This is a genomic window from Spirochaetota bacterium (genome assembly GCA_017999915.1).
Taxonomy (GTDB): Bacteria; Spirochaetota; UBA4802; order UBA4802; family UBA5550; genus RBG-16-49-21.
This window is the reverse complement of record JAGNKX010000001.1, coordinates 902,860-926,554: the sequence shown is the minus strand read 5'-3', so window position 1 is coordinate 926,554 and position 23,695 is coordinate 902,860. Positions and strand designations below refer to the sequence as shown.

The window sequence follows — 23,695 nt, the reverse complement described above, 5'->3', positions numbered from 1 at the left end:
CCGAAAACCCCACCTTTATGAAAACAGGCATCCCGGTAAATAATGCGTAAAAATAATACTTTACATAAGCATATATTTACTTCTACAAAATTTTTTAGTATTTTAATAATGAATAAATTGAATTTTTTTATTCACTGTGCAATACTTGGCAAAGAACACATTGTTTAATTATGTCGCTAAAAACCTTTTATTCGATGCATTCAACCAAAGACACAAGGGCCGGCATGGCAAAGGATCTTAATGAATAAAAAAATTCTTCTTGTCGAAGACGACAAAACAACGATCCTCCTTCTCAATAAATTCATCCGCGACCTGGGATTCACTATTTCCAATACGGTGCCGACCGGCGAGGAAGCCGTCAGGGAAGTGATAACAAGCAGTCCCGACCTGGTACTGATGGACATCATCCTGGACGGCGAAATTGACGGTATCGAGGCGGCGCGGCAGATCAACGAGATTCACAACATCCCGGTCATATACCTCACGTCATCATCGGACAGCAACACCCTGAAGCGCGCCCTGACCACGAACCCCTCCGGCTACATCGTCAAGCCGGTTGACAAGAAAGAGCTCAAGTCGGCCATTGACCTGGCCATACTGCGACACGAGATGGAGGACAAGCTCAAGGAAAGCGAGCTGCGGTTCTTCACGATCCTGAACAGCATCGGCGATGCCGTTTTTGTCATGGACAATTCCGACCAGATAACCTATGTCAATCCCATCGCGGAAAAAATAACCGACCTGACCATCGACAAGCTTATCGGAAAGCGCTTCACGGAGATCCTGAACATCCGTTACAACGGCATCCATCCCGGTATCGATGCCGGGCAGGAAGCCGATGCCGGCCTCCACTTCAATTACTTCATCACCCCCAACGGCAAGCAGGTACCCATTGACTTCAGCGTATCCCATATCAGCGACATCAGCGGGGAGCGGTCCGGGTCCGTTATCGTTCTCAGGGACGACACCGAGCGGATCAAATCAGAGATGAAGATCAAGGAAAGCTACCTCCAGATCAAGAAAGCGATCAGCGGCATCATCCAGGCCATGGCGCAGACCCTCGAGACCAGGGATCCCTACACCGCGGGCCACCAGCGGCGCGTCGCCGATATCGCCCGCGCCATTGCCCGGGAGATGAAGCTGTCTGAAAAGGAGATCGAAGGGATATTCATGGCGGGCATCATCCACGACCTGGGAAAGATCTGCATCCCCACTGAAATTCTGAGCAAGCCGGGAAAGCTCTCTCCCATTGAATTCGAGCTCATCAAGACCCATCCCCAGATCGGTTATGATATCCTGAAGACCATCGAATTTCCCTGGCCCCTGGCAGAAATGGTTTTCCAGCACCACGAGTGGCTCAACGGCTCGGGCTATCCCCTTGGCCTTGACGGCGAAAGCATCCTGCTGGGCTCGCGCATCATATGCGTCGCCGACGTCGTTGAGGCCATGGCTTCGGACCGTCCCTACCGTCCCTCCCGGGGGATCGATTTCGCCCTGGACGAAATCAAGAAGCAGAGAGGCATACACTTCGACAAGGACATTGTCGATATCTGCCTCGATCTTTTTCTGAACAAGAAATACCAGATGACATGATCCGGGGCCTCACCGCTCCAGCAGGCGCCCGTACCGGTACGTGTAGATCGTATCAATGAACCGCTCGTCATGGAGAGGATTCGACTCCCCGTGGAAGAGGTGGCCCGCGCAGCCGCAGTCGGACGATCCGAACCCCTCCACGCACCGGTAGCCCAGGGCCGCCACGGAGCCGGCAAGAGCGCATTCCAGTCTTTCCCCGGTCACGATCGGCAGCGCCGCCCTGATCGGCCATTGCACAGTCAGGTAATCGATGTGCCAGTGCGGCTTCTTTCTCTTTCGCCGGTGATGGTCTATCCTCTTGAAGAGATTGTTCATGCTGCTTCCGACATAGATATAATATCCCCGCGGGAAGGTCCTGGTCCCCAGCCCGCCGACGGCAATATCACTCTCGGTGTTATTATAGAGCACAATGGTGTAAACGCCCCGGGGCTCCACATCAGGGACCTCGATCCTGACCGGTCTCATTCCCCTGATCCGGTACCCGCTGTCGTACCGGGCGGCATAGGCCCGAACGTCAATGGCATCGCCATGGGAGCGGAGCGCTTCATAAAAGGCAAAATCAGTATGATAGTTGGGCACGAACAGGTCGACACCCTCATGGAGGAGCAGAAATACAAGGATTCCCTTACCCGATTCAGCCAGGACACGCACATGTTCCGCCGCCCTGTCGCTCACCGCGTCAGGGAAGGAGGCTATGGAATGCCACGCCAGCGTGCATGACTTGATCTCTACGAAGGAATCGCTCACCCCATTGCCGATGGAAAAATCAAAGCGATGATTCCCGACGGCCGGCTCGCGCTTGATGATGGCATAGTCCTCCAGGCCCGGAACCGTCCGCACCGCCATGCAGTCCCGGAACACGCGGTTGCTCAAAATTGAATCGATGAGCACGGGCCGGCCCTGATATATGACGTATTGTATGGTAAAGGGGTATTTTCCCTGTGACGGCACAAGGATCACCGGCGTTCCCGGAATGAACAGCTCCGCGAGGCGGCCCGTATTGGGGACGCGGACGAGCAGTGCCGTTCCCTCCAGATCGACCCGCGCCACAAAGCGATTCAACCGCTCGACGAAGACCGCATCCCGGAACGTCGAATCAGCGGGGGAGTTCATAGGCGAGTATCTTTGTTTCAAGGCCGTCATTGTCCACTGCTGATTCGACAACGGCCCACCCGCGGTTAATGTAGTATCGCTCCAGCCATTCCCGGTCATGGCGGCCGAGGAAAAGATAGAGGCGATCATGGCCGAGCTCCGGGGCCCGGGCCGTGACCGCGCGGACCAGAGCCTGTCCCGTTCCGCACCTGCGGTACTCAGGCAACACGTAGAGCGACGCCAGCCATGGATTCAGGTCCTTTCGCGACCAGAGATCGTCCAGCTTAAGAGTGACCATTCCCACCGGAAGGGACCCCTCTATCGCCACGAAGGAAAGAGGCACCCTGTCGCTGCGCGCCCTCTCCTGGTACGCCCTGAGGACCAGGGTAAAATCCATGGACCTTGCCCGGTACCACTCCATGTAGGACCAGTGGGCGAGGATCGGCGCATAATCAGGTATCCTGTGTAAAGGAATTATTTCCATGAGGTCCATGCCATGTCCCCTGATTATCCTTACCGACGCAACCTGTCAAATACAAATGCATGTTTTTTATTTGCATTGTCGCTTGACATTTTAACAAGTCTATGATAAACAAAACTCGCATTCAAAAAGAGTCATCGATAACCCCGTCTCCCTTTAATATAACAATACACGCAGACAAAGGAGGGTACATTACCATGGCGACCTATTATAAAAAAATCAAAGGAAAGAATTACGACAGGAAATTGATCGGCATGGCGGATGCATCGGTTCAAGGAAAAGGCGATGGCCGCATATCGCTGAATGATGCCAGGAAAATTCTGCGGGCCGTCAAAGACTCCAGCGATTATTCGGATATTGAAAAAAACACGATGAAATACATCCGGGATCACTATGCCTTCACGCCGGAGGCCGATCAGTGGTTCAGGGGAGAGATTCGTTCATGGGCCGCCGCCAGGGGCTCTTCGCCAAAAGCAAAAAAACAAGCCTCTTCCTCGAAGCAGAAGAAAGCGGCGCCCGCTGACGCCACGCGGCGTCGCGATAAGCCGGCATTACCGCCTGCTCCCCCCGAACCGGCAAAGCATGAAGAGCCGGCACACCCCGAGGGACCAAGCCTGCTTCGGAGAATTCTCCAATTTATCCTGATCGTCATCATCCTTGTTTTAATATTTCTGCTGCTGATCCCGGGAACCCGTGAGGCATTGAAAAGCAGGATTACCCGGCTCATAACGGCACCGGAGCAGCAGCGCGAGGCGACCGACACAAAAACGCCGGCTGTAAAACAGCAGAGCATGACGCCGGAAACGCAGCCAAAGGAACCGGCAAAACCGGCGGAGGAAGGGGATTATTATACGGTACAGGTGAAGGATGACCTGATATCGATCAGCGAAAAAGTTTTGGGAGACTACTCCCGGTGGATCGAACTGTACAACGCCAACAGGGATATCATACAGAGCCCCACGATGATATTCCCGGGACAAAAATTGAAACTACCGGCCGCAAAAAAATGACCCATCCAGGGAGGAATCACGGACTCATGGCGGCCCGGACAATAATCCGACAGCCGCAGCAGTCAATTCACTGCCGGTAAAAAAAATATTGCATAAAAACCCCCGATGGCCATCTATGCCTGTCAGAACCGGCGGAGGCGTACCCGGCCCTTGCCGCCGGCACATTCTTTGCATAGCTGGAGACGAACAACCGCCATGGAAAACAGCCGCCTCGTGATACGGGAAACGGAAAAAGGAAAGGCAGTCTTTGCCGGCTCAGACATCGCCAGAGGCGAAGTCGTGTGCGAGTTCACGGGCCCTACCTACACCATGGCCCAGTACCTGGAGCTCCATGACCCGGAGAACAACCATTTCCTCCAGATCGATGAAGATAGCTTCATGGGCCCCTCCGGCAACGCCGACGACCTCATCAACCATTCCTGCAACCCCAACGGCGGCCTCACCTGCAGGGACGGCAAAATCCTCTACATCGCCATCCGCGACATCAGGAAAGACGAAGAGCTTTCCTTCGACTATTCGACCACCATGGACGAGGACTGCTGGGAAATGGAGTGCCTCTGCGGGGATGCGGCCTGCCGCGGAACGGTGCGGGATTTCAAGCATCTGCCCGGGGATGTTAAAAAGAAGTATATCGACCTGAACGTGGTGATGCCCTACATCCTGAAAAGGATCGGACCGGACCGCTGAAAAAGCATCTCAACCCGTATCAGTTCTTGGCTGATTTCATTCCTTGAAGATATAGCTCAGGAGCCGATACACCAGCTTCGCAGCCAGATAATCGCAGTGCTTCGCGTAGGGATTGGGGCAGAGCTCCACCACGTCAAATCCGACGATCTTCTTTTCTTTCGATACCTTTTTTAAAAGGTTTATCACGTCATACCACCCGAGACCCCCTGGTTCCGGCGTTCCCGTTGCGGCCATGATGGATATGTCAAAGGCGTCAAGGTCAATGGTTACGTAAACTTCATCGGTAAGAAGGGACACGGCGCGGTCAATCCAGCCGCTCCTGCCCTGGATATCCTCGGCCAGGAACAGCCGTTCCGGATCGGCCGAGGCCCGCTCAGCACCGTCCAGGCTCCGGATCCCCACCTGGACGGCAGGGCACCACTGGCGCACGCGCGCCATCACGCAGGCATGATTGTACCGGGACCCGTGAAATTCCTCCTGGAGGTCTCCATGGGCGTCCAGCTGCAGCACCGACAGGTTTGGATACCGCTCCGCGTGGGCCTTCACCGCTCCGACCGTGACCGAGTGCTCCCCCCCCAGGGTCACCGTGAACTTGCCTGCGTCCAGGTGACGGGCGATCCTCGCCCTTACGGCCTCGACCATCGTCTCCGGCGACGATTTTTCCGTGACCGGATCATCGGTGTGAATCCCCATCCTGGTGACGTCAGAGTCGGTGTCTATATCGTACTGGTACATGTTATACGACGCGTCGATGATGGCATCGGGCCCCCGGTCGGCGCCCTTCATCCAGGTGGATGTTTCATCGTAGGGAACCGGCACCACTACGATCCTGGCCCTGGCATACTCCTCGTATCCCTTCGGCACGTCGGCAAAATTTTTTTTTATTGTCATGATTGCAGTCCTGTTCTGTTCAAAATACAATATCCTCTGTCACCAGATCGCTTCGTCGTTTCACTCCTCGCGATGACAGGCATAAATAATATTTCGTGCGCCCCTCAGGTGGTCAGGGGGGACCCGATAATTGATTACAATCTCCAATAGAGCCGATCCGGCATGAGCTTCAGCGCAAGGGCCACAAGACGCCATCTCCGGGTAATTATCACCTTTTCCTTTTTCTTCCCTATGGCCCGGCATATCTGCCGGGCCGCGACTTCCGCCGGGGCCACCCAGAAAAGACCCTCTCCCTTGGCCATAGCCGTATCGACAAAGCCCGGCATGATATCCGTGACGGTGATCCCCGGCGCAAGCCGTTTCATCCTGCACCGGAGTCCCTCCAGGTAATTGGACACGAAGGCCTTTGAGGCGCTGTAGGCCGGCGCGTCGCGGCCGCCCCGCAGCGCCCCTATGGATGAGATGCCCACAAGGTGCCCCGCCCCCCTGTCGAGAAAATACCGGGCCGCAAGGACGGCCAGGCGGGCGAAACCGGTCACGTTGACATCAATGGTTTCCTTCTCCTTTTGCCACTCCAATTCCTCATTGATAAAACCGGTGCCGGACGATATCACCACCAGGTCGCATCCGCCCATGTCTGAGATAAATCCGTTGAAGGCGGCCTCGCAGTGATCGTCGCTGGCGATATCGCACACCCTGACATGGGATTCCCCGGGCAGCTCCTCCCTCAGGCCCTTCAAGAGGTCTTCCCTCCGCGCCGCAAGGCCGAGGAGATATCCTTCCCGGGACAGTATCTTCGCCATTTCGCGGCCTATGCCTGAGCTGGCGCCGAATATGATGGCCCTTTTCATTTTCAACAGGCTTTACCTTCCACTGGATGAATGTTATAATAATCGGCCGCGGCAGCCGGTTCCTTACACCATGTGCTCGGGGGGCCGCGCCTTGAGCGTCTTTTTCTGCGGAATGAAGATCCGGTACCCGATCCCGAGTTTCATGAACAGAAACAGAAAGATCACAAGGGAGACCAGCACGGCGGCAACCACCTGCTTGTTGTATTCCAGGCGGTAATAAATCTCGCCCTGGCCGATCTTCGGAATTTTTTTCGGGCCGATGGGGACTTTGTAGTTCTGCGCCAGGGTCTTCAAGTAATTGATGTTCAATATGGGAATGTTATTGCGGGCGAACCTGCTCATGACGCTTTCGATCCGCATCGCCTTCTGCGACGGCTTGAGGTTAAGCCCGGACCTGTACCGCATCTTGCCGATGAAGGATCCGATGGCCACTGTCCCTCCCCCCACGTTTATGTAGGCCGCGATCTGGGTTTCCTTTGCAAGGTCATAGTACATGTCCATGCGCGCGTTGATGCTTCGCTTCATGTCGTCGAATTCCAGCAGGGTAATGTCATACTTCCGGATCGTCGTGCGCAGGATCCCTTTCCCCTCCTCCGACATGCCCAGTCCCTTGTCCTGGACCCCCCCGAGGGACGCGGCAACGGAGCGGTAGGGAGCAAATCCCTCCCTGACAAGGATGTCTTCCATATCGAGCCAGGTAAAGCCGGGTATGTTGGCCCCCCAGGTGGACGCGGATACGCTGGTAATGATGATGAGCCGCAGGTTCAGGGCCCGGGCGGCCGAGAACACAGCAAGGTTCATCGCAGGGAAAGAGCCGGTCAGGGAAACGGCCACGGTGCTGCCGTTTTTCACCTTCGCCTCCTTCAGCATGGAAACGATCACCGCCGCCCAGTTCGGATTGACGCTGGTGAGCTTCGAATCGATGTCCACGGTGGTGCTGGTTATGGGCGTCGTGAGGACGCCGATCAGGCCGGACCGCAGCGGGTCGATGACCTTGTTGATGGGTCCCACCTTCTCCAGGCGGTGCCGCTTGAGTATTTCCATTCCCTTGAGCATATACCGGGCCGCGAGGACCTTCTCCTTGTAATACGGCTGCTTGACGTTGATCTTGAAGGACTCGACAATGACCACCCCGATGATGGACATGATGGCTATGACCAGGTGTATCTGCCACGATACGGTGCTCGGTTTCCAGATCAGCTTCTTCATACCAGCATCTCCCTGCCGAAGAGGAGTATCAGGATCAGGCGCACGATGGTGCTGGACGTCACCAGGGCCGCGGCGGTCTCTATGATGCCCTGACGGTCGATCCATATGGCGATGAGCCCCGGTATGATATATCCCACCACGGAGAGCTCCAGCGCCTGGGGACCCAGGGGGATCGGCTCCAGCATCCTCACCAGCCAGCCGAGAAGGAATCCCAGGAGGATCATCAGCACCGTGCGCCGCCGTCCGTAGATGATCATGAAGGTGCCCAGGGAATTGACGATGAAATAGGTGAGCAGACTCACCACCACGGTGGAGAGAATCATCAGGGGCTTGTTAAGGTAGAGCGCTATATAGCCGGGCACCACCATCCCCCCCGCCGCGATCCCGAAGAATTCGGAAAAGAGGAGGCTCACGCAGAGGCCCAGGCCGATCGAGAACGTAATGATGTTTTCCATAGTTCGTTTCCCCTTCCCCGTACGGGGCCCAATCCTTACACCAGCATTTCCTCCGACCTGTTCCGAAAAAAAGTCAGCAGCTCAAGGCCGGGACCGGCTATGTTGCCGGCGCCCATCACCAGGGTCGTCTTTTTGCAATACTTCAGCACTTCCTCGAAGATGATCTCGGTTTCAAGGTCCTCAGCGTTGGTAAAAACGCGGGCGTCAAGGCCGGCCTTGACCGCGTACCGCACCAGGAAATAGGAGCCGGAGCCGATGAGGATATAGCGGTCGGCGCGATCCCAGCCGGCCAGGGCCTCCCCGATCTGGCGGGACCGGTCCGGGCGGTCGATGCGGCTGTTGATGATCATGACCCGCCGCTGCACGTCCGGGTGCTTTTCCAGGGCCATGCGCCAGATCATCCCGGTCGATTCCGGGTCATTGGCGGCAAAGCCGTTGATGAAATGGATCCGCCGCCCGAAAAAATCAAGTTTCAGGTCGCTCATGGCACCGACATCCGGCTCGGCCTTCTTCATGCCCCGGAGGGCGACATCGCCGGGCACGCCGACGGCGCGGCACACCTTCAGGGCCAGGGCGATATTGTCCCGGTGCTCGACGTAGCGGAAATCCTTCAGGTCCCGGTCGCTGACCGCTTCCATTTCGGCGTCGCCGATGACGGCAAGACGGGTGCCGCGGTCGCGGCACACCGATTCAAACTCATGGGGGTAGTCCCTCTCGCAGGTAAAGAGCTCTTTGCCGGGCGGCGTCGACCCGAGCAGGGCCAGGGCCACGTCCCGCTCCCCCGGTCCCATCACGTCAAGGTGGTCCTCCCGCACGTTGGTTATAACGCCGTGGGTCGACTGCACGAGCTTCCTTTCGCACAGGCTCTGCAGGTAGGGCTGGATGGCCATGCATTCTATGACGAGGGCCTCCGCCTGGTTCCGCGCGGCGAAGGCGACGATCCGGACCTGCTCGATGATATTGGCCTTGGCCTGCCGGTACACCGGGTATTCGGTGCCGTCGTGGATGATCATGCGCGGGAGCGTTCCGGTGGTCTTGGCGAAGGTCCTGATGCCTCCCTCGCGGAGGCCCGCGGCGATGAGCCTGGTCACCGACGACTTTCCCCGCGTTCCGTTCACATGGATCCTGATGGGGATCGATCGGAGGTTCTTGATATGATAGACGTATTCGGCCGCGCCGAGGAGGACCATCAGCAGCACAAGCGCGCCCATGAAAATCACTTCATTCACGTACAACCCCCGATACTAGACCATTGTTCATAGTGGAAGAGTTGGAAAAAGTCAAGTTATTTTGGCACACCCGACCGTCAGGGACGGCCGTTTCCGCGCATCTGGATATACTTGCTGTACAGATATTGCTTCGACAGGCAGAGGACGGCCATTTCCGGCGTCTTGTACACGATCGCTTTATAGGGACTCCCCTCGCGTTCGTGGATGATTTTATCGCCGGGAAACGCGGCCAGGGACACCGGATAGATGGGTTTGTGATACTGCTGCATCATGGTCACGATGGTCTCGAGGATGAAATAATCGACGACCCTGGCGCCCTCCTCGAACATGCGCAGCTCTTCTTCAGGAAGGCATCCAAGGCGGTTCGCGGCCTGGAGGGGACGTATGCCGAAGGGGGCCGAACCGATAAGGCCCAGCACGATGATCGCGTCAAAGGCGTCAGAGGAAACCATGATCTCAATCGATTCCTTGAAGAGATTGGCGTCGGGCTGGCCTACCAGGTCCACCGGGTTCGCCCTGCTCCAGAAGGTCGGAAGCCTCTCATCGAGCTTTTTGGTGATGTCGTCCGGGAGAGGCGGCAGGACGAGGCCCCGCTCCTCGCATTCGTCGGCGGTAATGACGCCCCAGCCGCCCCCGAGGGTCACGATGCCGACCCTGTTCCCCTTCGGCAATGGATAGCTGTCAAAGGCCGCGGAAAGCGCCAGGAGCTCCGTCGGGTTCATGGCGATCATGATGCCGGTCTGCTTCATCACGCTCTCGAATATCTGGAAGGAGCCGGCCATCGCCCCGGTGTGGGACTGTGCGGCCCTGCTCCCCCCGGCGGTCCTCCCCGCCTTCAGCGCGATGACCGGCTTCTTCAGCGACGTGTTCCTGGCGATATCGATGAACTTCCTGCCGTCATCGACCCCTTCGAGGTATATCAGTATGACCGACGTGTCGGGATCGCTGTTGAAATATTCCAGATAATCCTCGACCTTGACGACCGCCTCGTTGCCGGAGCCGACGAACTTGCTGATGCCGAACCCCTCGATCTCCGCCCAGAGCATGATCTGGTTCCCCACGTTGCCGCTCTGGGCGATGATGGATATCCTTCCTGGTTTCGGCCGCGGATGGGCGCCGGTGCCGTTAAGGCCGCGGCTGATGTTTGACATACCCATGGTGTTCGGTCCGACAATGACAATCTCATGCTTCTGCGCGAAATCGGCCAGTTCCTTTTCATGGCGTATGCCTTCGCCCCCCGCTTCGCTGAAGCCCGACGATATGACCACCGCATTATGGATCTTCTTCTCCACGCACTCCCGGAGAACGGAAAGGACCGTGTGAGCGGGGGTTGCCACGAAAACCAGGTCCACCGGCTCCGGTATATCACCCAGGGTTTTGTAGGCCCTGAGGCCGTACACCGTGTCCCTGGACGATGACACGGGGTAAACCGGGCCCTTGAAGCCGCCGTCGAGTATGTTCGAGAGCACCGTGGCCCCCCACTTGAACCTTCCTTCGGTCGCGCCCACGACGGCGATGCTTTTCGGGTTAAAAAGCCCTTCGAGATTTTTCATGTTCACCCTGCCGTGAATGATATCGGGTGACAGTTATGATTTATCTTTGGATTATTTCAAGCCATAAATGATAAGAATGACATGTCAGTTCAATTTTTAAATGTGCCGACCTCCCCTGGCTCCGGGAACATGGACATTTTCAAAAAGTTGCGTAATATTTTTCGGCGGAACAGCGCGCCGCCGCCGGCCGACGCCTGCACCGCGTCAGGTCGAAATAGATTTGACATTCGGCGATCGGAAGACTTTTCTATATGTACCGCACAGGAGGTGGAATGAGATGACTGTGAAAACTGATTACATAGCGGTTTCCACGAGGGGCAATCGCGATGTTGTGGACCTGACCTCCGAGCTGAGAAAGATAATAAGCAGGAGCGGCGTCACCGATGGTATCGCCACGGTCTTTTCGGCCGGGTCAACGGCCGGCATCACCACCATTGAATATGAGCCGGGACTGAAGAAGGATATCGACATCTTTCTGGAGAGGATTGTTCCCTACGGGGGGCACTACCATCATCACGACACCTGGCATGATGACAACGGTTCCGCCCACCTGCAGGCGGCGCTTATCGGGCCGTCGGTGACGGTGCCCGTGGTGCGGGGAGAGCCATCCCTCGGGACCTGGCAGCAGGTCGTGCTCATCGACTGCGACACCAGGCCGCGCAAGAGAGAGATCGTGGTCCAGCTGGTATACTGATTACCGCCGCTTCTGCTCGTATTCCTTGATGTATTCGTCTATGAGGCTCTTGCTGGAATCCGATTCGGCTTGCCGCATGTTCCGCTTTTCCTTGCCGCGATCGAAGAGAAGCACCAGCTTTTTGAAGGGCATTGCCAGGATGCCGCCGATGAACTTGAAAAAATCGACCAGCGCGCTCAGAAGTTCCTTGAAGAAGGACTGCTTCACGCCCCGGGCGGCGGCGGACCCGCCGGACCTGAAGGCGTTCAGGGTCTGCGACGCGGCCTCGGCGGTTTTAGTGGCCACCGCTCCGGCGGTTTTGCCCACCGCTTCGGCCGTTTTTGTAACGACCTGGGAGCCGTACTGCGGCGGCACCGAGCTGGGAGCGCGGGTAATCTCGAACTTCGGTATCGTCGACGAACCGCTGTAGGATCCCCTGAGCCTGAACATGCCGGCGCTCGACTCGGCCCCCCGGTCTATGAAGAACAGGAACAGGTAATACACGTACATGAAGGCATTGTAGAATATAAGGAAAAACGCGATCCATATCTCAAGAAAGGACCAGAGGAATTCAACGAACATCTTCCCGCAGTCGACCCATTTGAAGATAAAACTGAAAATATTATCAATAACCCCGTTTGAAAATTGCTTAACCACCGTATATCTCATGCTGTTCCTCCACGATCGGATTGCCGGATGTAAAAAACCGCTGCCTCAGCCAGGTATGGCGAATGATGATATATATTGCGTTATTCCTTTGCGAGTCAATAAAAAAATCCGCCGGGCGGGCCGCTCCGGAGGCATATTTTACAAGCCCGGCTGCGCCATCACAGGGGCGGCAGTCACTGGCCGTTTTTTCGCAATTCCTGGTCGAGCTCATCAAAGAGGGTCCCGGCCGAACCGGGGACCGTTTCTTCCGCTTCACGATGGGGAATCCTCATGTCGGCAAGATCCTCGGCGACATCCTCTTCCAGTCCGGCGGGCTCCAGGACCTCTTCCCGGGGCTGAACCTCCCCGCGCGGTTGCGCGGCGGCGCTCTCTTCATTGGCTTCATACAGATGGTCCCGCGAGCGGTGGTAACGCGCCTTGGAAGAAACCACGCTCGGGTTATCGATCACGGTCTGTCCCATGTAAAAATTCAGATTATGGTCCTGGGACAGCTCCGCCATGGCGGTGGCCACCTGGTCGGCGGGGATGCTGTTCATTTTAAGGAGCTCGTCGATACCGAAGTTGAATATATGGGGCTCCCTGTTCTTCAGCGAAACATTGTCCTCGATGAGCTTGTTCTCCAGGAAGGCGTAGATCCTGGTGATCGGCTTCTGGTAGAATTTCGACTCGGTGCGGATAAAGGTGAACCATACCCGCTGGCTTATGGCGGTGAATATCCTCTTCAGCAGGTCCGAGGACTTCTGGATCAGCTTCAGGAGGGAATCCTTGTCTATCGGGAGAAGGACAGCGGTGCCGAAGCTTACGGCCGTCGCGTTACGCGGCTTGTCCGATACTATGGCGAGCTCGCCGAATATCTCCCCCTCCTTGAGCACCGATAGAATGATCTCGCTGTCGCCGTGGTACTTGACGATCTTGACCCGCCCGCTTTTTATGATGAAAAGCTCGTTGCCCGGCTCATGCTCGCAGAATATGATCTGCTTGTCCGCGTACTGGCGGTAGATGCCGTCCGGCACCGGCTCGGGAATCCTCCTGATGCCGGTCTTTTCTATTTCAGCGATGGTTTTTCGCGCGCTGGCCCGGCTGGCCCCGTTGGGGAAAAGCTGCGTGTACCGGCTCAGGACATAATAGGCGTTCGAGTGCATTTTCAAGTTGTAGTAATAGAGGCCCAGGCCGTAGAGCTGGGTTTCTTCGGGCTGGAAAGTCCCCTTGACGCCGACCAGGGGGAATATCATCGTGTCGTAGAGACGCAATTCGTCGGCATAGGAATTGAGAAGCTTGATGGCGATCTCCGAATTTTTCTTGAGAAGGGAAAGGAACCGTTCCCGGTCGAAGACGATGACCGAGGAGTTCACCTTGGCGAAGGCCGTTTCCATGCGAGGCCGCTGGCTCAGGGACGAGATGAAGCCGAAGACGTCCCCGGGAGCGGCGTTTTCCCCGTGGGTGCGGACCCGCTGGTTGCTGCTTTTAAACTCGACGAGGCCCTTCTCCACGATGTAGACCTCATCGACATCCTCGTCCCCTTCAATGTAGATGTAGGCGCCGGCCTTGAAGAGCCTCTTGTTGTATTCACTCATGTAATCACATCCAGTACACCTGCATGTTCTCTTTAAGGGATTTCGCCGCGTCCTCTCCGGCAAGGGACGCCACCAGCTCAAGGGCAAAGGGAATGGCGCACCCGGGCCCCCTGCCGGTGATCACCGTTCCGTCCCGGACCACCGGGTCGGGAAGGGGCGTCGCCCCGGTCATCTGCTCCTCGAACCCCGGATAGCAGGTGGCCCGTTTCCCCCTGAGGACCCCCGCGTGGCCCAGCACCAGCGGCGCGGCGCACAGGGCCGCCGTGATCTTTCCGGCCCCGCTGAAATCCCTGACAAGGGCTATGATCCTCGGGTCTTCCTTGAGATTGTTGCTGCCCGGCATGCCGCCGGGAAGAACTATGCAGTCGAAATCTGACGCCTTAATATCGTCTATACTCTTATCGGCCGTTATCGCTATGGCATGTGAGCCCGTGACGGGATTTTTTTTCAGCGACGCGGAGGTCACCGCGACCCCGGCCCTTCTCAGGACATCGATAATCGTCACCGCCTCAATTTCCTCAAACCCTTCAGCGAGGGGAACAATCGCATTCATGGCACACTCCCGATAATGATGTCATAACGCATGGAAGGGACGGGGCCGCGCGGAAACAACGGCGCGCCAATCCGCCGCCCCGCCTCAAACCCTTTAAGTCAGCTTCATCCCCGGGCTGGAAGAACCGGCCTCCTTGAGCTTGGTCTTCAGCTCGCCCTCGAGTTTGGCAAGCTCCCCTTCGGCCTGCTGGCGCTTCGTCCTGCCCTCCTGCTGGATCTTCAGAGTCTCTTCGATGGTCGAGATCAGGTTGTCATGCACCTTTTTCAGGGTCTCCATCTCGACGATCCCCTTCTCCGATTCCCGGGCCACTTCGATGGTCCCGGTTTTCAGCATCTCCGCGTTCTTCTGCAACAGCTCGTTGGTGGTCTTGGAGACCTCCTTCTGAGCCTCCAGGGCCTTCTTCTGGCGGACGATGCCGAGGGCGATGACCACCTGGTTTTTCCAGAGAGGGATGGTATTGAGGATCGAGCTCTGGATCTTCTCCACCAGCACCTGGTCGCCGCTCTGGATGAGCCTCACCTGGGGATTGGTCTGCAGGGCCACCATGCGCGAGAGCTGCAGGTCATAGATCTTCTTCTCGAGGCGGTTCTGCGCCTGGGTCATGTCCTGGACCTTCTGTGCGTCCAGGGTGTCCTTGGTCTGGTCGGCCTTGGCCTTGAGCTCGGGAATGACCTTGTCCCCGACTTCTTTCAGCTTCAGCTTTCCCGCCAGGATGTAGAGGTCCAGCTCCCGGATGTACTGTATGTTCTTCTCATAGAGAGAATCGAACATGGTGATGTCCTTCAGGAGCTGCATCCGCGCCTTGGTGAGCTCGTCCACGATCTTCTCGATCTGATCGGAGAGCTTTTCAAAGCTGGCAAATGACTTCTTGGCGCTGCCGATCAGGCTGCCGATGATGGGGATCTTCGAGAGGCCGCTTTCCCCCGCCGTGAGGTCTCCCATGTCCATGCTTTTCACCTTGAGCATCAGGTCCGTGAGGATGTTGCCCACATAGCCGCTGTCCCGCGCCCTGATCTCGCTCAGGATGGTATCGGAAAAGTTCGAAATCCCGCTCTGGGACCCGACGCCGAACTGGATGACGCTCTGGGAGTTATCCACGTCCAGCTCTTTCTGAATCTGCTCCACCTTTTTCTTCTCGTCTTCCTTCAAGTCGGCCAGCGTCAGCTCCTTCACCTCGAGCGGCTGCGCCGCCTGGGCGTCAACGTTTTGCAAATCCATGGCATCCTCCTCCTCTGCATTTTTTCAGCATATTATTCCACGATTATGGATTTGTTATTGCGAGCAAGCGGCACGGATGCCGCTGGCAGCCGAGTCTTGCAGGATGCAAATACCAGGCGGAGCGAGCAAAAAAAATCCATAATCATTTTTCAATTATTTAAGCCGATACCGGCGCAGCAGGCGCCGGTATCGGCCACTATCCTTCCATCTTCATGGTATTTTTCAAGACCGTAAGCTCGGTGTTGATGTCCAGCAGGTTGTCCTCGAGCAGGTTCGCCATCTGCCGGTCGAAGGTCTGCTTGATCAGGTCGAGCATCCCTTCGACTTTCTGGATGGCCTGCTCTATTTCCGGCGTCCTGTTGGGCCTGCCGGAGAGCTCGACGTACTGCTCGATGATCTTCTTCGTCGCGTCAAGATAGTAATTGGCGAACTGCTTGACCTTGTTGATCTTGTTCGGGTTCTTCTTGATGTAGTCGAATATATCCACTCCCACCTTGCAGCATTCCCTGATCTTGGCGGCGACCTCGTTGCTCTGGATCATCCGGGTGGTGTTGCTGATCTGCCGGAGCTTCTCCATGCCCTCCCGCACCAGGTCGGCGGCCGCCTTGTCCGGGGCCGGCTTGGCTTCCTCCCGCTTCCTGGACGCGCGGTCATAGATCTTGAAAACGGAGCCGATCAGCATCATGCCGACGATCCCCGCAACGGAAGAAAGGAGGAACCCGAGGAGCGTAAACCGCACCAGCGCGGCGAATATCGCCGTGCCGATAAGGAAAAGAATGAAAAATCGTTTCACTGATGATCCTCCGCCCGGTCACCGGGCCTTCATTATTGAAACCACCATGTCCATGACGGCGGGCGCGTTGTCCCGTATCCGGGAAAGCTCCTCGCCGCTGAAATTCGACAGCACGTGGTCCGCCACCGCCACCTCGGGGTTCTCCGGTCGGCCGACGCCGAAACGGATCCGGTGAAAATCAGGGGTCCCGAGCTCCTGGATGATCGACCTGATTCCGTTCTGCCCCTTGTGGCCGCCGCCGAACTTCGACCGGCACTCGCCGAAGGGAAGCTCGATGTCGTCATGGATCGCCACGAGGAACTCCGGCGGCACCTTGTAGAACGCCAGGGCCTGCCGCACCGGCCCGCCGCTGTTGTTCATGTATGTCTGCGGCATGAGGAGCAGCGCCTCGATACCGTCAATGGTCCCCTTCCCTGAAACCGAATCGAAGGAGGATGCGCTTACCTGAATACCGTACCTCTCGGCTATGTAATCGCCCATGATAAAGCCGATGTTATGCCTGTTCTTTGAATACTTTTTGCCGGGATTCCCCAGGCAGGCGATGACAAACATTGTCCGTGTCTCCGTACCGCTGCAGATCAGCCGTTTTCACGTATGTAATCCACCGCGTTCCCGGTGGACTCGAATATGTTAATCTGCTTGGTGATCCCGGTCAGTCTGAACACGTCGTAAATTTTCTGGTTGATTCCGGAGAGAAGCAGGTGCCTGCCGTTCTTTTTGAACATCGAGTAATACTTGATGATCGAACCGAGAGTGGAGCTGTCGACAAAGGCGACCTTTGAGAGATCGAGGATGACATGGATCGACTTGGCCAGATAGCGGTTTATCTCGGCGTCGAATTCAACCTTCATGTCCGACGAAAGAGATCCTTCAATTTCCAGGATCGCTATAGAATCATCAATGGTGCTTTTTATCTTCATAAGAGTCCCAGGCAGATCTGAAACCAGAGTGTCTCCGCTCGACTGAGCCGATCATATTAAAAAATAAAGAACAAAAGCTGGACAATATGTCAAGAGCAAATACTGTTCACGGGAATTAATTTCAACCGCCATGGCTCAGCGCGTATCATCACGGGGAAGATGTCAGCTCTCAATTAAATAAAATTCGTCAGGATCTCCAGCATGCCCCTGTCGATGGAACCGAACTGGCGCAGGATCTCGGCCTTGATGTTCTCCACATCGGGCAATCGGACATAATCCGAAAGATATCGATACCGGCCGATCCTCCGGCCCACGATGAAGGATTCCCTGTCGTCGGGGGCCATGGCGAGGAAGCGGTCTATGACACCCGTCATGGCGGCCTTGTCGCCGGGCAGGGCGCCTTCCACATCCTCCAGGAGGTTCATGATGTGGTCGCTCTGCACGGTGCTTGTGATACCCTCCAGGCGCTCGATGAAAAGCCTGATCTCCCTGACCTTTTCCTCCTCCGTGAGGGGCGTCCACGATCCCGCGGTCATCATGTCATGGAGGGGCGTCCCGGGCACCGGGATGGTGCTGCGGATACGGATGAACGTGGGATTGACCGCGCTCAGGACCCTGGCGGATTCAACGGCGTTCTCCTCGGAATGCTCAGCGCCGCCCAGGCCCGGCATGAAATACTCGGAAAGCTCGAACCCGGCGGCCACCACGTTTTGCCCCGCCCGTATCTGCTCCTCCTGAGTCACGCCCTTGTTCACCATGGAAAGGACGGCGTCCGATCCGGTTTCCATGCCGATATGGATGCGGTTTAGCCCGGCCCGGCGGAGGGATTGGAGCTCCTCCGGTGTTTTCCGGCTGATGGTCTGGGCCCGTGAATAGGTGGTGATACGCTCTATGGTGGGAAACTTTTCTCTTATGTAATTCAGTATCTCCAGGAGGTCCGGGGTCCGGAATACCAGGGCGTCGGCGTCCTGCAGGAAAAGGCTCTTCATGCCGTGGAACATCCAGAAGGCTACCTGGCGCGCGCATCCCTGGTCGATGTCGTCCCCGAAATCGACGGTGTCGATGACATGGACCACGGCGGTGTTGTCCCTGCGGTCCGGGTAGAGCCGGTTCAGCTCCCGGTAGATCGCGCCGGCTATGGCCGCCATCACATCGATGTCGCGCTTCACCTCGTCGGTTTTCCTCATGGAGAATTGCCTGTTTTTATACACGGGGCAGAAGGCGCACTTGTTCCAGTGGCAATTGCGGGTCAGCCGGAGCAGGATGCTCTGGGCCTCGCTGGGGGGCCTGATGGGGCCCAGTTCAAAACATGTCATGGGATTCACCTTCCATCATGGTTTTCACCGATCTTCCCTTTCTTCGGCTCCCTGGTGAGGGGCATGCCGTCGCTGATATACTTCCTGAGAATGGACCAGCTTGGTCCGTTAAATCCTTCAACGAGCCCCAGGGCGGTAAATTCGATGACGCCGGCCACGGCCAGGACCAGGGGAAGGGAGCATGCCATGGCTGCGGTTCTTTTGATCTGGTCCCATCCCGCTTTTTTCAGTTCAAAGAAATAATAGGCGACCCCGAAGGAGAACACGGCGGTGAACCATGACACGAAATTCACCAGGGGAACCCCGAACCAGTAGAGGCTGTTTCCCCTGTTGTAGTCCCCGTTCCATGTCCATAACCCGAAATCAGTGGCAAAGGGATCGATGAGGGCGTCGAGGGACACCGCTATCAGGGCCACAAGGAGACCCTGCCACGGGAACGACCTGCTTCCGATTGCGGGGATCCCTTTGCGGAGGCCGTCGAGAAGAAAGACGCAGGGATAAAAGACCATGCTCCATCCGAACATGGTGGCTACCGGGGCGCTGAAACCCGGCACGTACAGGTGATAATGGTCCTCGAAGAAAAAGCCCATGGTCACCCCGGAGCTTTCCAGGACCATGCCGTAGACAAAGGCGACGCCGAAGAAGAGAAGTAATTTTTTCCATCCCCGGAAGACGAGGCAATGGAGGGCGATGAGCAGGGTCCAGAGGACATTCGCTGTTTCATAGTACCAGAGGGACGCGTCAACATGCGAGGGCCAGTCAGGGCCTAACCTTACCGGCCTGGCGACGGCAGCCACCGCTGCGAGAACGACAGCGGTGATGGCGGCAACGGCCAGGTACCTGCGCATAATCCCCTGAGCGTCAAGACCGCCATCGGCATTGAACCGCGCGAAATAATAAAAGATGAACCACCCGTAGGGAAAGACAAAGGTGAGGGCATAGTCAGGCCTTGGCCCTTTCAGCAATGCGCTATAACCGAATACGGTATAGGCTGTAATATAGAAGATGAACCAGACCGGGAGATGGTCCCATATCTCCTTTATGATAGTTTTTATAATAGTCATCGGGATTCCCCTGATTTTTGGAACATTTCCAGCTCCCATTGGTCCAGACTTTCATCGCACCGCAAGATATAAATATTGCCGTCATCGGCGCGGACCTTGAAATAGAGGTAGTCCGGGCCGTACCACCGGTCAACAATGTCCGATACGCCATAAAGCTTTTCCCCCAGGAGGAAGCTGACCGGCCTCTCATTGGCCCTGGCGCCTGAATAGCATTTCACTTTTAGCGTGATCCTGCCAGCCATACCTATCAATCCGGATTATCGAAATACAACAGCATCATCAATTGACCTTTGTCAAGATATTGATAATTGAAAATAATGTAAATATTTTTATCATTCAACTATTTCCGTTGTTCTCCTTGACTGTAACCATAGGCAGGGTACAATGCCCTGACTACCGGCCGTTAACAGGAAGCATGTCCCTGAATAATAACCTGTTTCATGGCACAAAACAGTTCAGATACATAAAGAGACTCTGCACAAGTAAAACCAAGGAAAAATCCATTATGATAGGCGCGATAATCGGCGACATCATTGGCTCCATATACGAAAGGCACAACATCAAGACCAAGGACTTCCCGCTGTTCGGGCCACGGTGCCGCTTTACAGACGATACCGTGCTCACCGTTGCGGTGGCCCACGCCATACTCGACGGCGTTCCCTATGAGACGAAGCTAAGGGAATACTACCGTTTGTATCCCGACGCCGGGTTCGGGGGAGGGTTCAGGCAGTGGGCCCGGTCGGACTCCGCTGGTCCGTACCGGAGCCACGGCAACGGCTCGGCCATGAGGGTGAGCCCCGTCGGTTACACATCAGGCACCCTTGAAGAGACGCTGGATGAAGCCAAAAGGAGCGCCGAAGTGACGCACAATCATCCGGAGGGGATCAGGGGCGCCCAGGCTGTTGCAGCGGCTATTTTCATGGCGCGGCAGGGCGCGTCCAAAAGCGATATCCGCTCCTGCGCGGGAGATATGTTCGGGTACGATATGGCCAGGACCCTTGACGCCATCCGGCCCGGCTACCGGTTCGACGTGAGCTGTCAGGGCTCGGTGCCGGAGGCGATCATCGCATTCCTGGAATCGAGCGACTTCGTGGATGCCGTCAGGAACGCCATATCCCTGGGCGGCGACAGCGATACCATTGCCTGTATCGCCGGCGCCATCGCCGAGGCTTTTTACCGGGAAATACCTCTCCCTGTTCAGGAAAGGGCCCTTTCGGTTCTTGACGAACGGCTCCTGGGCATTGTCAATCGCTTCCGTAAAGCGTACATGGAAGGCGGCGGGGGCGAATATAGTCGATTATAAAGTTACGCAACTGGCAATTTGCTGAAAAACAGCAAACTGTCAGTATAATAATAGTATTGAAATTTCTTGGCCGTTTTTCATATGATACCGTAAACTGAACGTAGTTCAGCGGCCAGGACTACTGTACTACCATTACTGAGTCCGTGACGCTGAATACCGCGTCAGCCGGCCTCAGGCATACAACAAAACAACGAGAGGGTTTTCCATGAAACAAACAGCCTTTTTTATCATGAGCGTTGCGGCGATTCTCATCGCTCTTTCTGCCGTCGCTCCAGCGGAGCCGAAATACCCGGTGACGGTACACGGCATCGGCTTTACAACCGGCGTCGAATTCTCGGCGCCACAAAAGGCCGGTCTCAACGCCCTTCTTCTGGTTTATCCGAAAAACAGCTCTCCCGGCAAGGAGGGCATGAGCATCATGGCGGTGCTCTACGACAGGGAACAGAAAAAAGAGCTGGATAAAGCCAAGATTGACCTGATCGAATACACACGCTCGACCTTCATGGGCTCAGTCGTCGCGGGGACCGCGATCAAGAAAAAATTCGGGCCCAGGGCCGCCAGGGGCGAGCGATTCGCCAAAAAGATACCCCGGCCCGTGACCGCCGAGGTCTATCTGGTGCCCCTGAAAAACGGATCCTCCGTGGCCCTCGGTTTCCAGTGGCAGGCGGACATGAAGGCGGACGCTGCCGAGCGCATTATAGCCGAGGCTGCGGCTACGTTCCGCGAATAAAAAGAGAACCCCGCCTGTCCCGGGCAGAACCGCGGGAGGATGGGCGGGGTCGCCGGGTCCCTCCTTCCACATTTGAAAAATGACCATTGACTTATTCCTCTCATATGATAGAATTGATCCATGAGCCTCATTGTGAATGAAATTTTCTACTCCATCCAGGGCGAAACCACGACCGCGGGATTTTCCTCGGTTTTCGTGCGCCTCGCCGGATGCAATCTGGACTGCGCCTACTGCGATACCCGGTACGCCCGGGACATCGGCACTGCCATGGAGATGGACGCCATTATCCTGGGAATAGAAAAATATCCTTCCGCCGACCACGTGACCGTCACCGGGGGCGAGCCGATGCTCCAGACCAGCACCCTGGTCCTGTTAAAGCGGATACTGGACCGGGGATGGAAATGCCAGATGGAAACGAACGGGAGCATCCTTCTGAAAGACGTCCCTGAAAAGGTGCGAAAAATCGTCGATGTTAAAACGCCCTCCAGCGGCGAAGCCGACTCCTTTGAAATGAGGAACCTTAAATATCTCAACGACAGGGATGAGATAAAATTCGTCATATCCGACATGGCGGATTACGAATTCTCAAAGGATTTCACAGGAAAATATCTCGCGAAAAAGGGCATCGTCATCAACTTTTCTCCCGCCGCCGGCGCCATGTCCGCCGCAGTCCTGGCGGACCTGATCGTAAAAGAACGTCTTCCGGTACGGCTCAACCTTCAGATCCACAAGATTCTCTGGGGCCCGGACGCGCCGGGTAAATAGAAATTATTATTGCTAAAAATACACCCTCCCGGGAAGGTGTAACCGGAGCGGGATTAAGATTTCATATGAAATATTTTCCCCCTCCCTTGATGGGAGGGGCAGGGGGAGGGTGAACATAATCTTGACCACCCCCACCCAGCCTCCCCCATCGAGGGGGAGGGATTATACGATACAGCAAGGTTATTGCAATGGACTACGTAGGACACGTCATTCGGCCTCCCAGCGAGGCCTACAGCATGATCATCCAGGTGACCGTGGGGTGCTCCCACAACATGTGCACCTTCTGCGGCGCCTACAAGGGCGAGAAGTTCCGCCTCAAGGACATGGACACCATCAAGCGCGACATCGAGGAAGCGTCGCGGTACCAGTTCGACCGCGTCTTTCTCGCTGACGGCGATGTCCTTATCCTGCCCACGGCCACGCTCCTGGAGATCATCAATTATATAAAGAAAAAGAACCCCCGGGTGGAGCGCTTCGGCGTGTACGCCAATACCAAGGCCATTCTTAAAAAAACCCCGGCCGAACTGAAGGAGCTCAGGGAGGCCGGCATCGGCATAGCGTACCAGGGGATCGAATCGGGCAATAAAGAAGTTTTGCGGAAGATCAAGAAGGGGGCCTTCCCGGTCAACATGAAGGAGGCGGCCGCCAGGATCAAGGAATCGGGCATCCTCCTATCCCAGACCGTTCTCCTGGGCATCGGCGGCACCGAAATGTCCATGGAACACGCCCGCGACACGGGGAAGCTCCTGGGCGAGATGTCGCCGGATTTCGCCTCCGCCCTCACGGTGATGATCCTCCCCAACACGGAACTCTACAAGGCCCACCGGGCCGGCACGTTCCGGCTCCCGGACAAGTTCGGTCTTCTGGAGGAGCTGAAGGTAATCGTGGAGAACATGGACGTGAAGAGCCAGTGCCTGTTCACGTCGAACCACGCCTCCAATTACCTCCCCCTGCGCGCGGTCCTGCCTGACCAGAAAAAGGAGATCCTGGAGCTCCTCGACCAGGTGCTGAAGAAGAGGGACGAAAAGCTCCTCAAGCCCGAGCATATGAGGGCATTGTAAGGGCG

General features: G+C 56.4%; 26 protein-coding genes. 8 read left to right on the top strand and 18 right to left on the bottom strand.

Going from position 1 to position 23,695, the window contains the following annotated elements:
* Positions 1-240 precede the first annotated feature (240 nt).
* The gene (locus KA369_03940; GenBank protein MBP7735102.1) at positions 241-1,593 is read left to right on the top strand and encodes a response regulator; all 1,353 of its coding nucleotides are present in this window, start codon (positions 241-243) and stop codon (positions 1,591-1,593) included.
* 9 nt (positions 1,594-1,602) lie between these two features.
* On the opposite strand, the gene sfsA is transcribed toward KA369_03940, so the two are convergent.
* Both sfsA and KA369_03930 read right to left on the bottom strand, forming a co-directional pair.
* Complete coding sequence (sfsA, locus tag KA369_03935; GenBank protein MBP7735101.1) at positions 1,603-2,706, bottom strand: DNA/RNA nuclease SfsA; 1,104 nt, start codon at positions 2,704-2,706, stop codon at positions 1,603-1,605.
* Positions 2,690-3,178 (bottom strand): GNAT family N-acetyltransferase, encoded by a 489-nt coding sequence (locus tag KA369_03930; GenBank protein ID MBP7735100.1) that lies wholly within the window; start codon positions 3,176-3,178, stop codon positions 2,690-2,692. The genes sfsA and KA369_03930 overlap by 17 nt, the downstream gene beginning before the upstream one ends.
* Before the next feature lie 185 nt (positions 3,179-3,363).
* Between KA369_03930 and KA369_03925 the strand changes: the two genes are divergently transcribed.
* Positions 3,364-4,176 (top strand): LysM peptidoglycan-binding domain-containing protein, encoded by an 813-nt coding sequence (locus KA369_03925; GenBank protein ID MBP7735099.1) that lies wholly within the window; start codon positions 3,364-3,366, stop codon positions 4,174-4,176.
* Between the two features lie 195 nt (positions 4,177-4,371).
* Positions 4,372-4,863 carry an SET domain-containing protein gene (locus KA369_03920; GenBank protein ID MBP7735098.1) on the top strand — a complete coding sequence of 164 codons (492 nt, stop codon included), beginning with the start codon at positions 4,372-4,374 and terminating at the stop codon, positions 4,861-4,863.
* Positions 4,864-4,899: 36 nt separating this feature from the next.
* Here KA369_03920 and speB read toward each other — a convergent pair whose 3' ends face one another.
* The 6 genes from speB to KA369_03890 form a co-directional block, all read right to left on the bottom strand.
* Positions 4,900-5,754, bottom strand: a complete 855-nt coding sequence (gene speB / locus KA369_03915) for an agmatinase (GenBank protein ID MBP7735097.1) — start codon at positions 5,752-5,754, stop codon at positions 4,900-4,902.
* A gap of 134 nt (positions 5,755-5,888) precedes the next feature.
* Positions 5,889-6,605 (bottom strand): SDR family NAD(P)-dependent oxidoreductase, encoded by a 717-nt coding sequence (locus KA369_03910; GenBank protein ID MBP7735096.1) that lies wholly within the window; start codon positions 6,603-6,605, stop codon positions 5,889-5,891.
* Between the two features lie 63 nt (positions 6,606-6,668).
* Positions 6,669-7,814, bottom strand: a complete 1,146-nt coding sequence (gene pgsW / locus KA369_03905; protein MBP7735095.1) for a poly-gamma-glutamate system protein — start codon at positions 7,812-7,814, stop codon at positions 6,669-6,671.
* Positions 7,811-8,269, bottom strand: coding sequence for a poly-gamma-glutamate biosynthesis protein PgsC (gene pgsC, locus KA369_03900; GenBank protein MBP7735094.1), 459 nt, complete (start codon positions 8,267-8,269; stop codon positions 7,811-7,813). Before pgsC ends, pgsW begins: the two co-directional genes overlap by 4 nt.
* A 35-nt stretch (positions 8,270-8,304) precedes the next feature.
* Positions 8,305-9,480, bottom strand: coding sequence for a poly-gamma-glutamate synthase PgsB (gene pgsB, locus KA369_03895; protein MBP7735093.1), 1,176 nt, complete (start codon positions 9,478-9,480; stop codon positions 8,305-8,307).
* Between the two features lie 95 nt (positions 9,481-9,575).
* The gene (locus tag KA369_03890) at positions 9,576-11,051 is read right to left on the bottom strand and encodes a CoA-binding protein (protein ID MBP7735092.1); all 1,476 of its coding nucleotides are present in this window, start codon (positions 11,049-11,051) and stop codon (positions 9,576-9,578) included.
* A 277-nt stretch (positions 11,052-11,328) separates the two neighbouring features.
* Here KA369_03890 and KA369_03885 point away from each other — a divergent pair, with 277 nt between their 5' ends.
* Complete coding sequence (locus KA369_03885) at positions 11,329-11,745, top strand: secondary thiamine-phosphate synthase enzyme YjbQ (protein ID MBP7735091.1); 417 nt, start codon at positions 11,329-11,331, stop codon at positions 11,743-11,745.
* Here KA369_03885 and KA369_03880 read toward each other — a convergent pair whose 3' ends face one another.
* The 10 genes from KA369_03880 to KA369_03835 all read right to left on the bottom strand — a co-directional run bounded on the left by KA369_03880 (position 11,746) and on the right by KA369_03835 (position 20,073).
* Positions 11,746-12,393 carry a hypothetical protein gene (locus KA369_03880; protein MBP7735090.1) on the bottom strand — a complete coding sequence of 216 codons (648 nt, stop codon included), beginning with the start codon at positions 12,391-12,393 and terminating at the stop codon, positions 11,746-11,748.
* A gap of 173 nt (positions 12,394-12,566) precedes the next feature.
* On the bottom strand, positions 12,567-13,967 hold the full coding sequence (locus KA369_03875; GenBank protein ID MBP7735089.1) for a cyclic nucleotide-binding domain-containing protein: 1,401 nt from the start codon (positions 13,965-13,967) through the stop codon (positions 12,567-12,569).
* A gap of 4 nt (positions 13,968-13,971) precedes the next feature.
* Positions 13,972-14,520, bottom strand: a complete 549-nt coding sequence (locus KA369_03870; GenBank protein ID MBP7735088.1) for a DJ-1/PfpI family protein — start codon at positions 14,518-14,520, stop codon at positions 13,972-13,974.
* Between the two features lie 93 nt (positions 14,521-14,613).
* On the bottom strand, positions 14,614-15,738 hold the full coding sequence (locus KA369_03865; GenBank protein MBP7735087.1) for a toxic anion resistance protein: 1,125 nt from the start codon (positions 15,736-15,738) through the stop codon (positions 14,614-14,616).
* 196 nt (positions 15,739-15,934) lie between these two features.
* Positions 15,935-16,531: a 5-bromo-4-chloroindolyl phosphate hydrolysis family protein gene (locus KA369_03860; GenBank protein MBP7735086.1), complete on the bottom strand. Its 597-nt coding sequence runs from the start codon at positions 16,529-16,531 to the stop codon at positions 15,935-15,937.
* Positions 16,532-16,549: 18 nt separating this feature from the next.
* Entirely contained in the window at positions 16,550-17,083 is a 534-nt protein-coding gene (locus tag KA369_03855; GenBank protein MBP7735085.1) for an aminoacyl-tRNA hydrolase, read from the bottom strand.
* 26 nt (positions 17,084-17,109) lie between these two features.
* Positions 17,110-17,451, bottom strand: coding sequence for an STAS domain-containing protein (locus KA369_03850; protein ID MBP7735084.1), 342 nt, complete (start codon positions 17,449-17,451; stop codon positions 17,110-17,112).
* Positions 17,452-17,624: 173 nt separating this feature from the next.
* Positions 17,625-18,767 (bottom strand): radical SAM protein, encoded by a 1,143-nt coding sequence (locus tag KA369_03845; protein MBP7735083.1) that lies wholly within the window; start codon positions 18,765-18,767, stop codon positions 17,625-17,627.
* Between the two features lie 5 nt (positions 18,768-18,772).
* Positions 18,773-19,831, bottom strand: coding sequence for a carotenoid biosynthesis protein (locus KA369_03840; GenBank protein MBP7735082.1), 1,059 nt, complete (start codon positions 19,829-19,831; stop codon positions 18,773-18,775).
* On the bottom strand, positions 19,828-20,073 hold the full coding sequence (locus KA369_03835; protein MBP7735081.1) for a hypothetical protein: 246 nt from the start codon (positions 20,071-20,073) through the stop codon (positions 19,828-19,830). The genes KA369_03840 and KA369_03835 overlap by 4 nt, the downstream gene beginning before the upstream one ends.
* Positions 20,074-20,336: 263 nt before the next feature.
* On the opposite strand from KA369_03835, the gene KA369_03830 reads away from it, so the two are divergent.
* From KA369_03830 to KA369_03815, 4 genes are all read left to right on the top strand, one after another.
* Entirely contained in the window at positions 20,337-21,134 is a 798-nt protein-coding gene (locus KA369_03830; protein ID MBP7735080.1) for an ADP-ribosylglycohydrolase family protein, read from the top strand.
* A gap of 205 nt (positions 21,135-21,339) precedes the next feature.
* Positions 21,340-21,864: a hypothetical protein gene (locus KA369_03825; protein ID MBP7735079.1), complete on the top strand. Its 525-nt coding sequence runs from the start codon at positions 21,340-21,342 to the stop codon at positions 21,862-21,864.
* A gap of 132 nt (positions 21,865-21,996) precedes the next feature.
* The gene (locus KA369_03820) at positions 21,997-22,629 is read left to right on the top strand and encodes a radical SAM protein (protein ID MBP7735078.1); all 633 of its coding nucleotides are present in this window, start codon (positions 21,997-21,999) and stop codon (positions 22,627-22,629) included.
* Positions 22,630-22,817: 188 nt separating this feature from the next.
* A complete protein-coding gene (locus KA369_03815) occupies positions 22,818-23,690 on the top strand; it encodes a radical SAM protein (GenBank protein MBP7735077.1) in 873 nt (290 codons plus the stop codon).
* Positions 23,691-23,695: the final 5 nt, after the last annotated feature.

Excerpts from the sequence above, each read along its gene's own strand:
- KA369_03815 (MBP7735077.1), top strand. The coding sequence starts at position 22,818 with ATGGACTACGTAGGACACGTCATTCGGCCTCCCAGCGAGGCCTACAGC.
- KA369_03880 (MBP7735090.1), bottom strand. The coding sequence starts at position 12,393 with ATGAGATATACGGTGGTTAAGCAATTTTCAAACGGGGTTATTGATAAT.
- pgsC (MBP7735094.1), bottom strand. The coding sequence starts at position 8,269 with ATGGAAAACATCATTACGTTCTCGATCGGCCTGGGCCTCTGCGTGAGC.
- sfsA (MBP7735101.1), bottom strand. The coding sequence starts at position 2,706 with ATGAACTCCCCCGCTGATTCGACGTTCCGGGATGCGGTCTTCGTCGAG.
- pgsB (MBP7735093.1), bottom strand. The coding sequence starts at position 9,480 with ATGGGCGCGCTTGTGCTGCTGATGGTCCTCCTCGGCGCGGCCGAATAC.
- KA369_03885 (MBP7735091.1), top strand. The coding sequence starts at position 11,329 with ATGACTGTGAAAACTGATTACATAGCGGTTTCCACGAGGGGCAATCGC.
- speB (MBP7735097.1), bottom strand. The coding sequence starts at position 5,754 with ATGACAATAAAAAAAAATTTTGCCGACGTGCCGAAGGGATACGAGGAG.
- KA369_03865 (MBP7735087.1), bottom strand. The coding sequence starts at position 15,738 with ATGGATTTGCAAAACGTTGACGCCCAGGCGGCGCAGCCGCTCGAGGTG.
- KA369_03855 (MBP7735085.1), bottom strand. The coding sequence starts at position 17,083 with ATGTTTGTCATCGCCTGCCTGGGGAATCCCGGCAAAAAGTATTCAAAG.
- KA369_03840 (MBP7735082.1), bottom strand. The coding sequence starts at position 19,831 with ATGACTATTATAAAAACTATCATAAAGGAGATATGGGACCATCTCCCG.
- KA369_03890 (MBP7735092.1), bottom strand. The coding sequence starts at position 11,051 with ATGAAAAATCTCGAAGGGCTTTTTAACCCGAAAAGCATCGCCGTCGTG.
- KA369_03920 (MBP7735098.1), top strand. The coding sequence starts at position 4,372 with ATGGAAAACAGCCGCCTCGTGATACGGGAAACGGAAAAAGGAAAGGCA.
- KA369_03830 (MBP7735080.1), top strand. The coding sequence starts at position 20,337 with ATGATAGGCGCGATAATCGGCGACATCATTGGCTCCATATACGAAAGG.
- KA369_03870 (MBP7735088.1), bottom strand. The coding sequence starts at position 14,520 with ATGAATGCGATTGTTCCCCTCGCTGAAGGGTTTGAGGAAATTGAGGCG.
- pgsW (MBP7735095.1), bottom strand. The coding sequence starts at position 7,814 with ATGAAGAAGCTGATCTGGAAACCGAGCACCGTATCGTGGCAGATACAC.
- KA369_03825 (MBP7735079.1), top strand. The coding sequence starts at position 21,340 with ATGAAACAAACAGCCTTTTTTATCATGAGCGTTGCGGCGATTCTCATC.
- KA369_03925 (MBP7735099.1), top strand. The coding sequence starts at position 3,364 with ATGGCGACCTATTATAAAAAAATCAAAGGAAAGAATTACGACAGGAAA.
- KA369_03910 (MBP7735096.1), bottom strand. The coding sequence starts at position 6,605 with ATGAAAAGGGCCATCATATTCGGCGCCAGCTCAGGCATAGGCCGCGAA.
- KA369_03835 (MBP7735081.1), bottom strand. The coding sequence starts at position 20,073 with ATGGCTGGCAGGATCACGCTAAAAGTGAAATGCTATTCAGGCGCCAGG.
- KA369_03850 (MBP7735084.1), bottom strand. The coding sequence starts at position 17,451 with ATGAAGATAAAAAGCACCATTGATGATTCTATAGCGATCCTGGAAATT.
- KA369_03940 (MBP7735102.1), top strand. The coding sequence starts at position 241 with ATGAATAAAAAAATTCTTCTTGTCGAAGACGACAAAACAACGATCCTC.
- KA369_03875 (MBP7735089.1), bottom strand. The coding sequence starts at position 13,967 with ATGAGTGAATACAACAAGAGGCTCTTCAAGGCCGGCGCCTACATCTAC.
- KA369_03845 (MBP7735083.1), bottom strand. The coding sequence starts at position 18,767 with ATGACATGTTTTGAACTGGGCCCCATCAGGCCCCCCAGCGAGGCCCAG.
- KA369_03930 (MBP7735100.1), bottom strand. The coding sequence starts at position 3,178 with ATGGACCTCATGGAAATAATTCCTTTACACAGGATACCTGATTATGCG.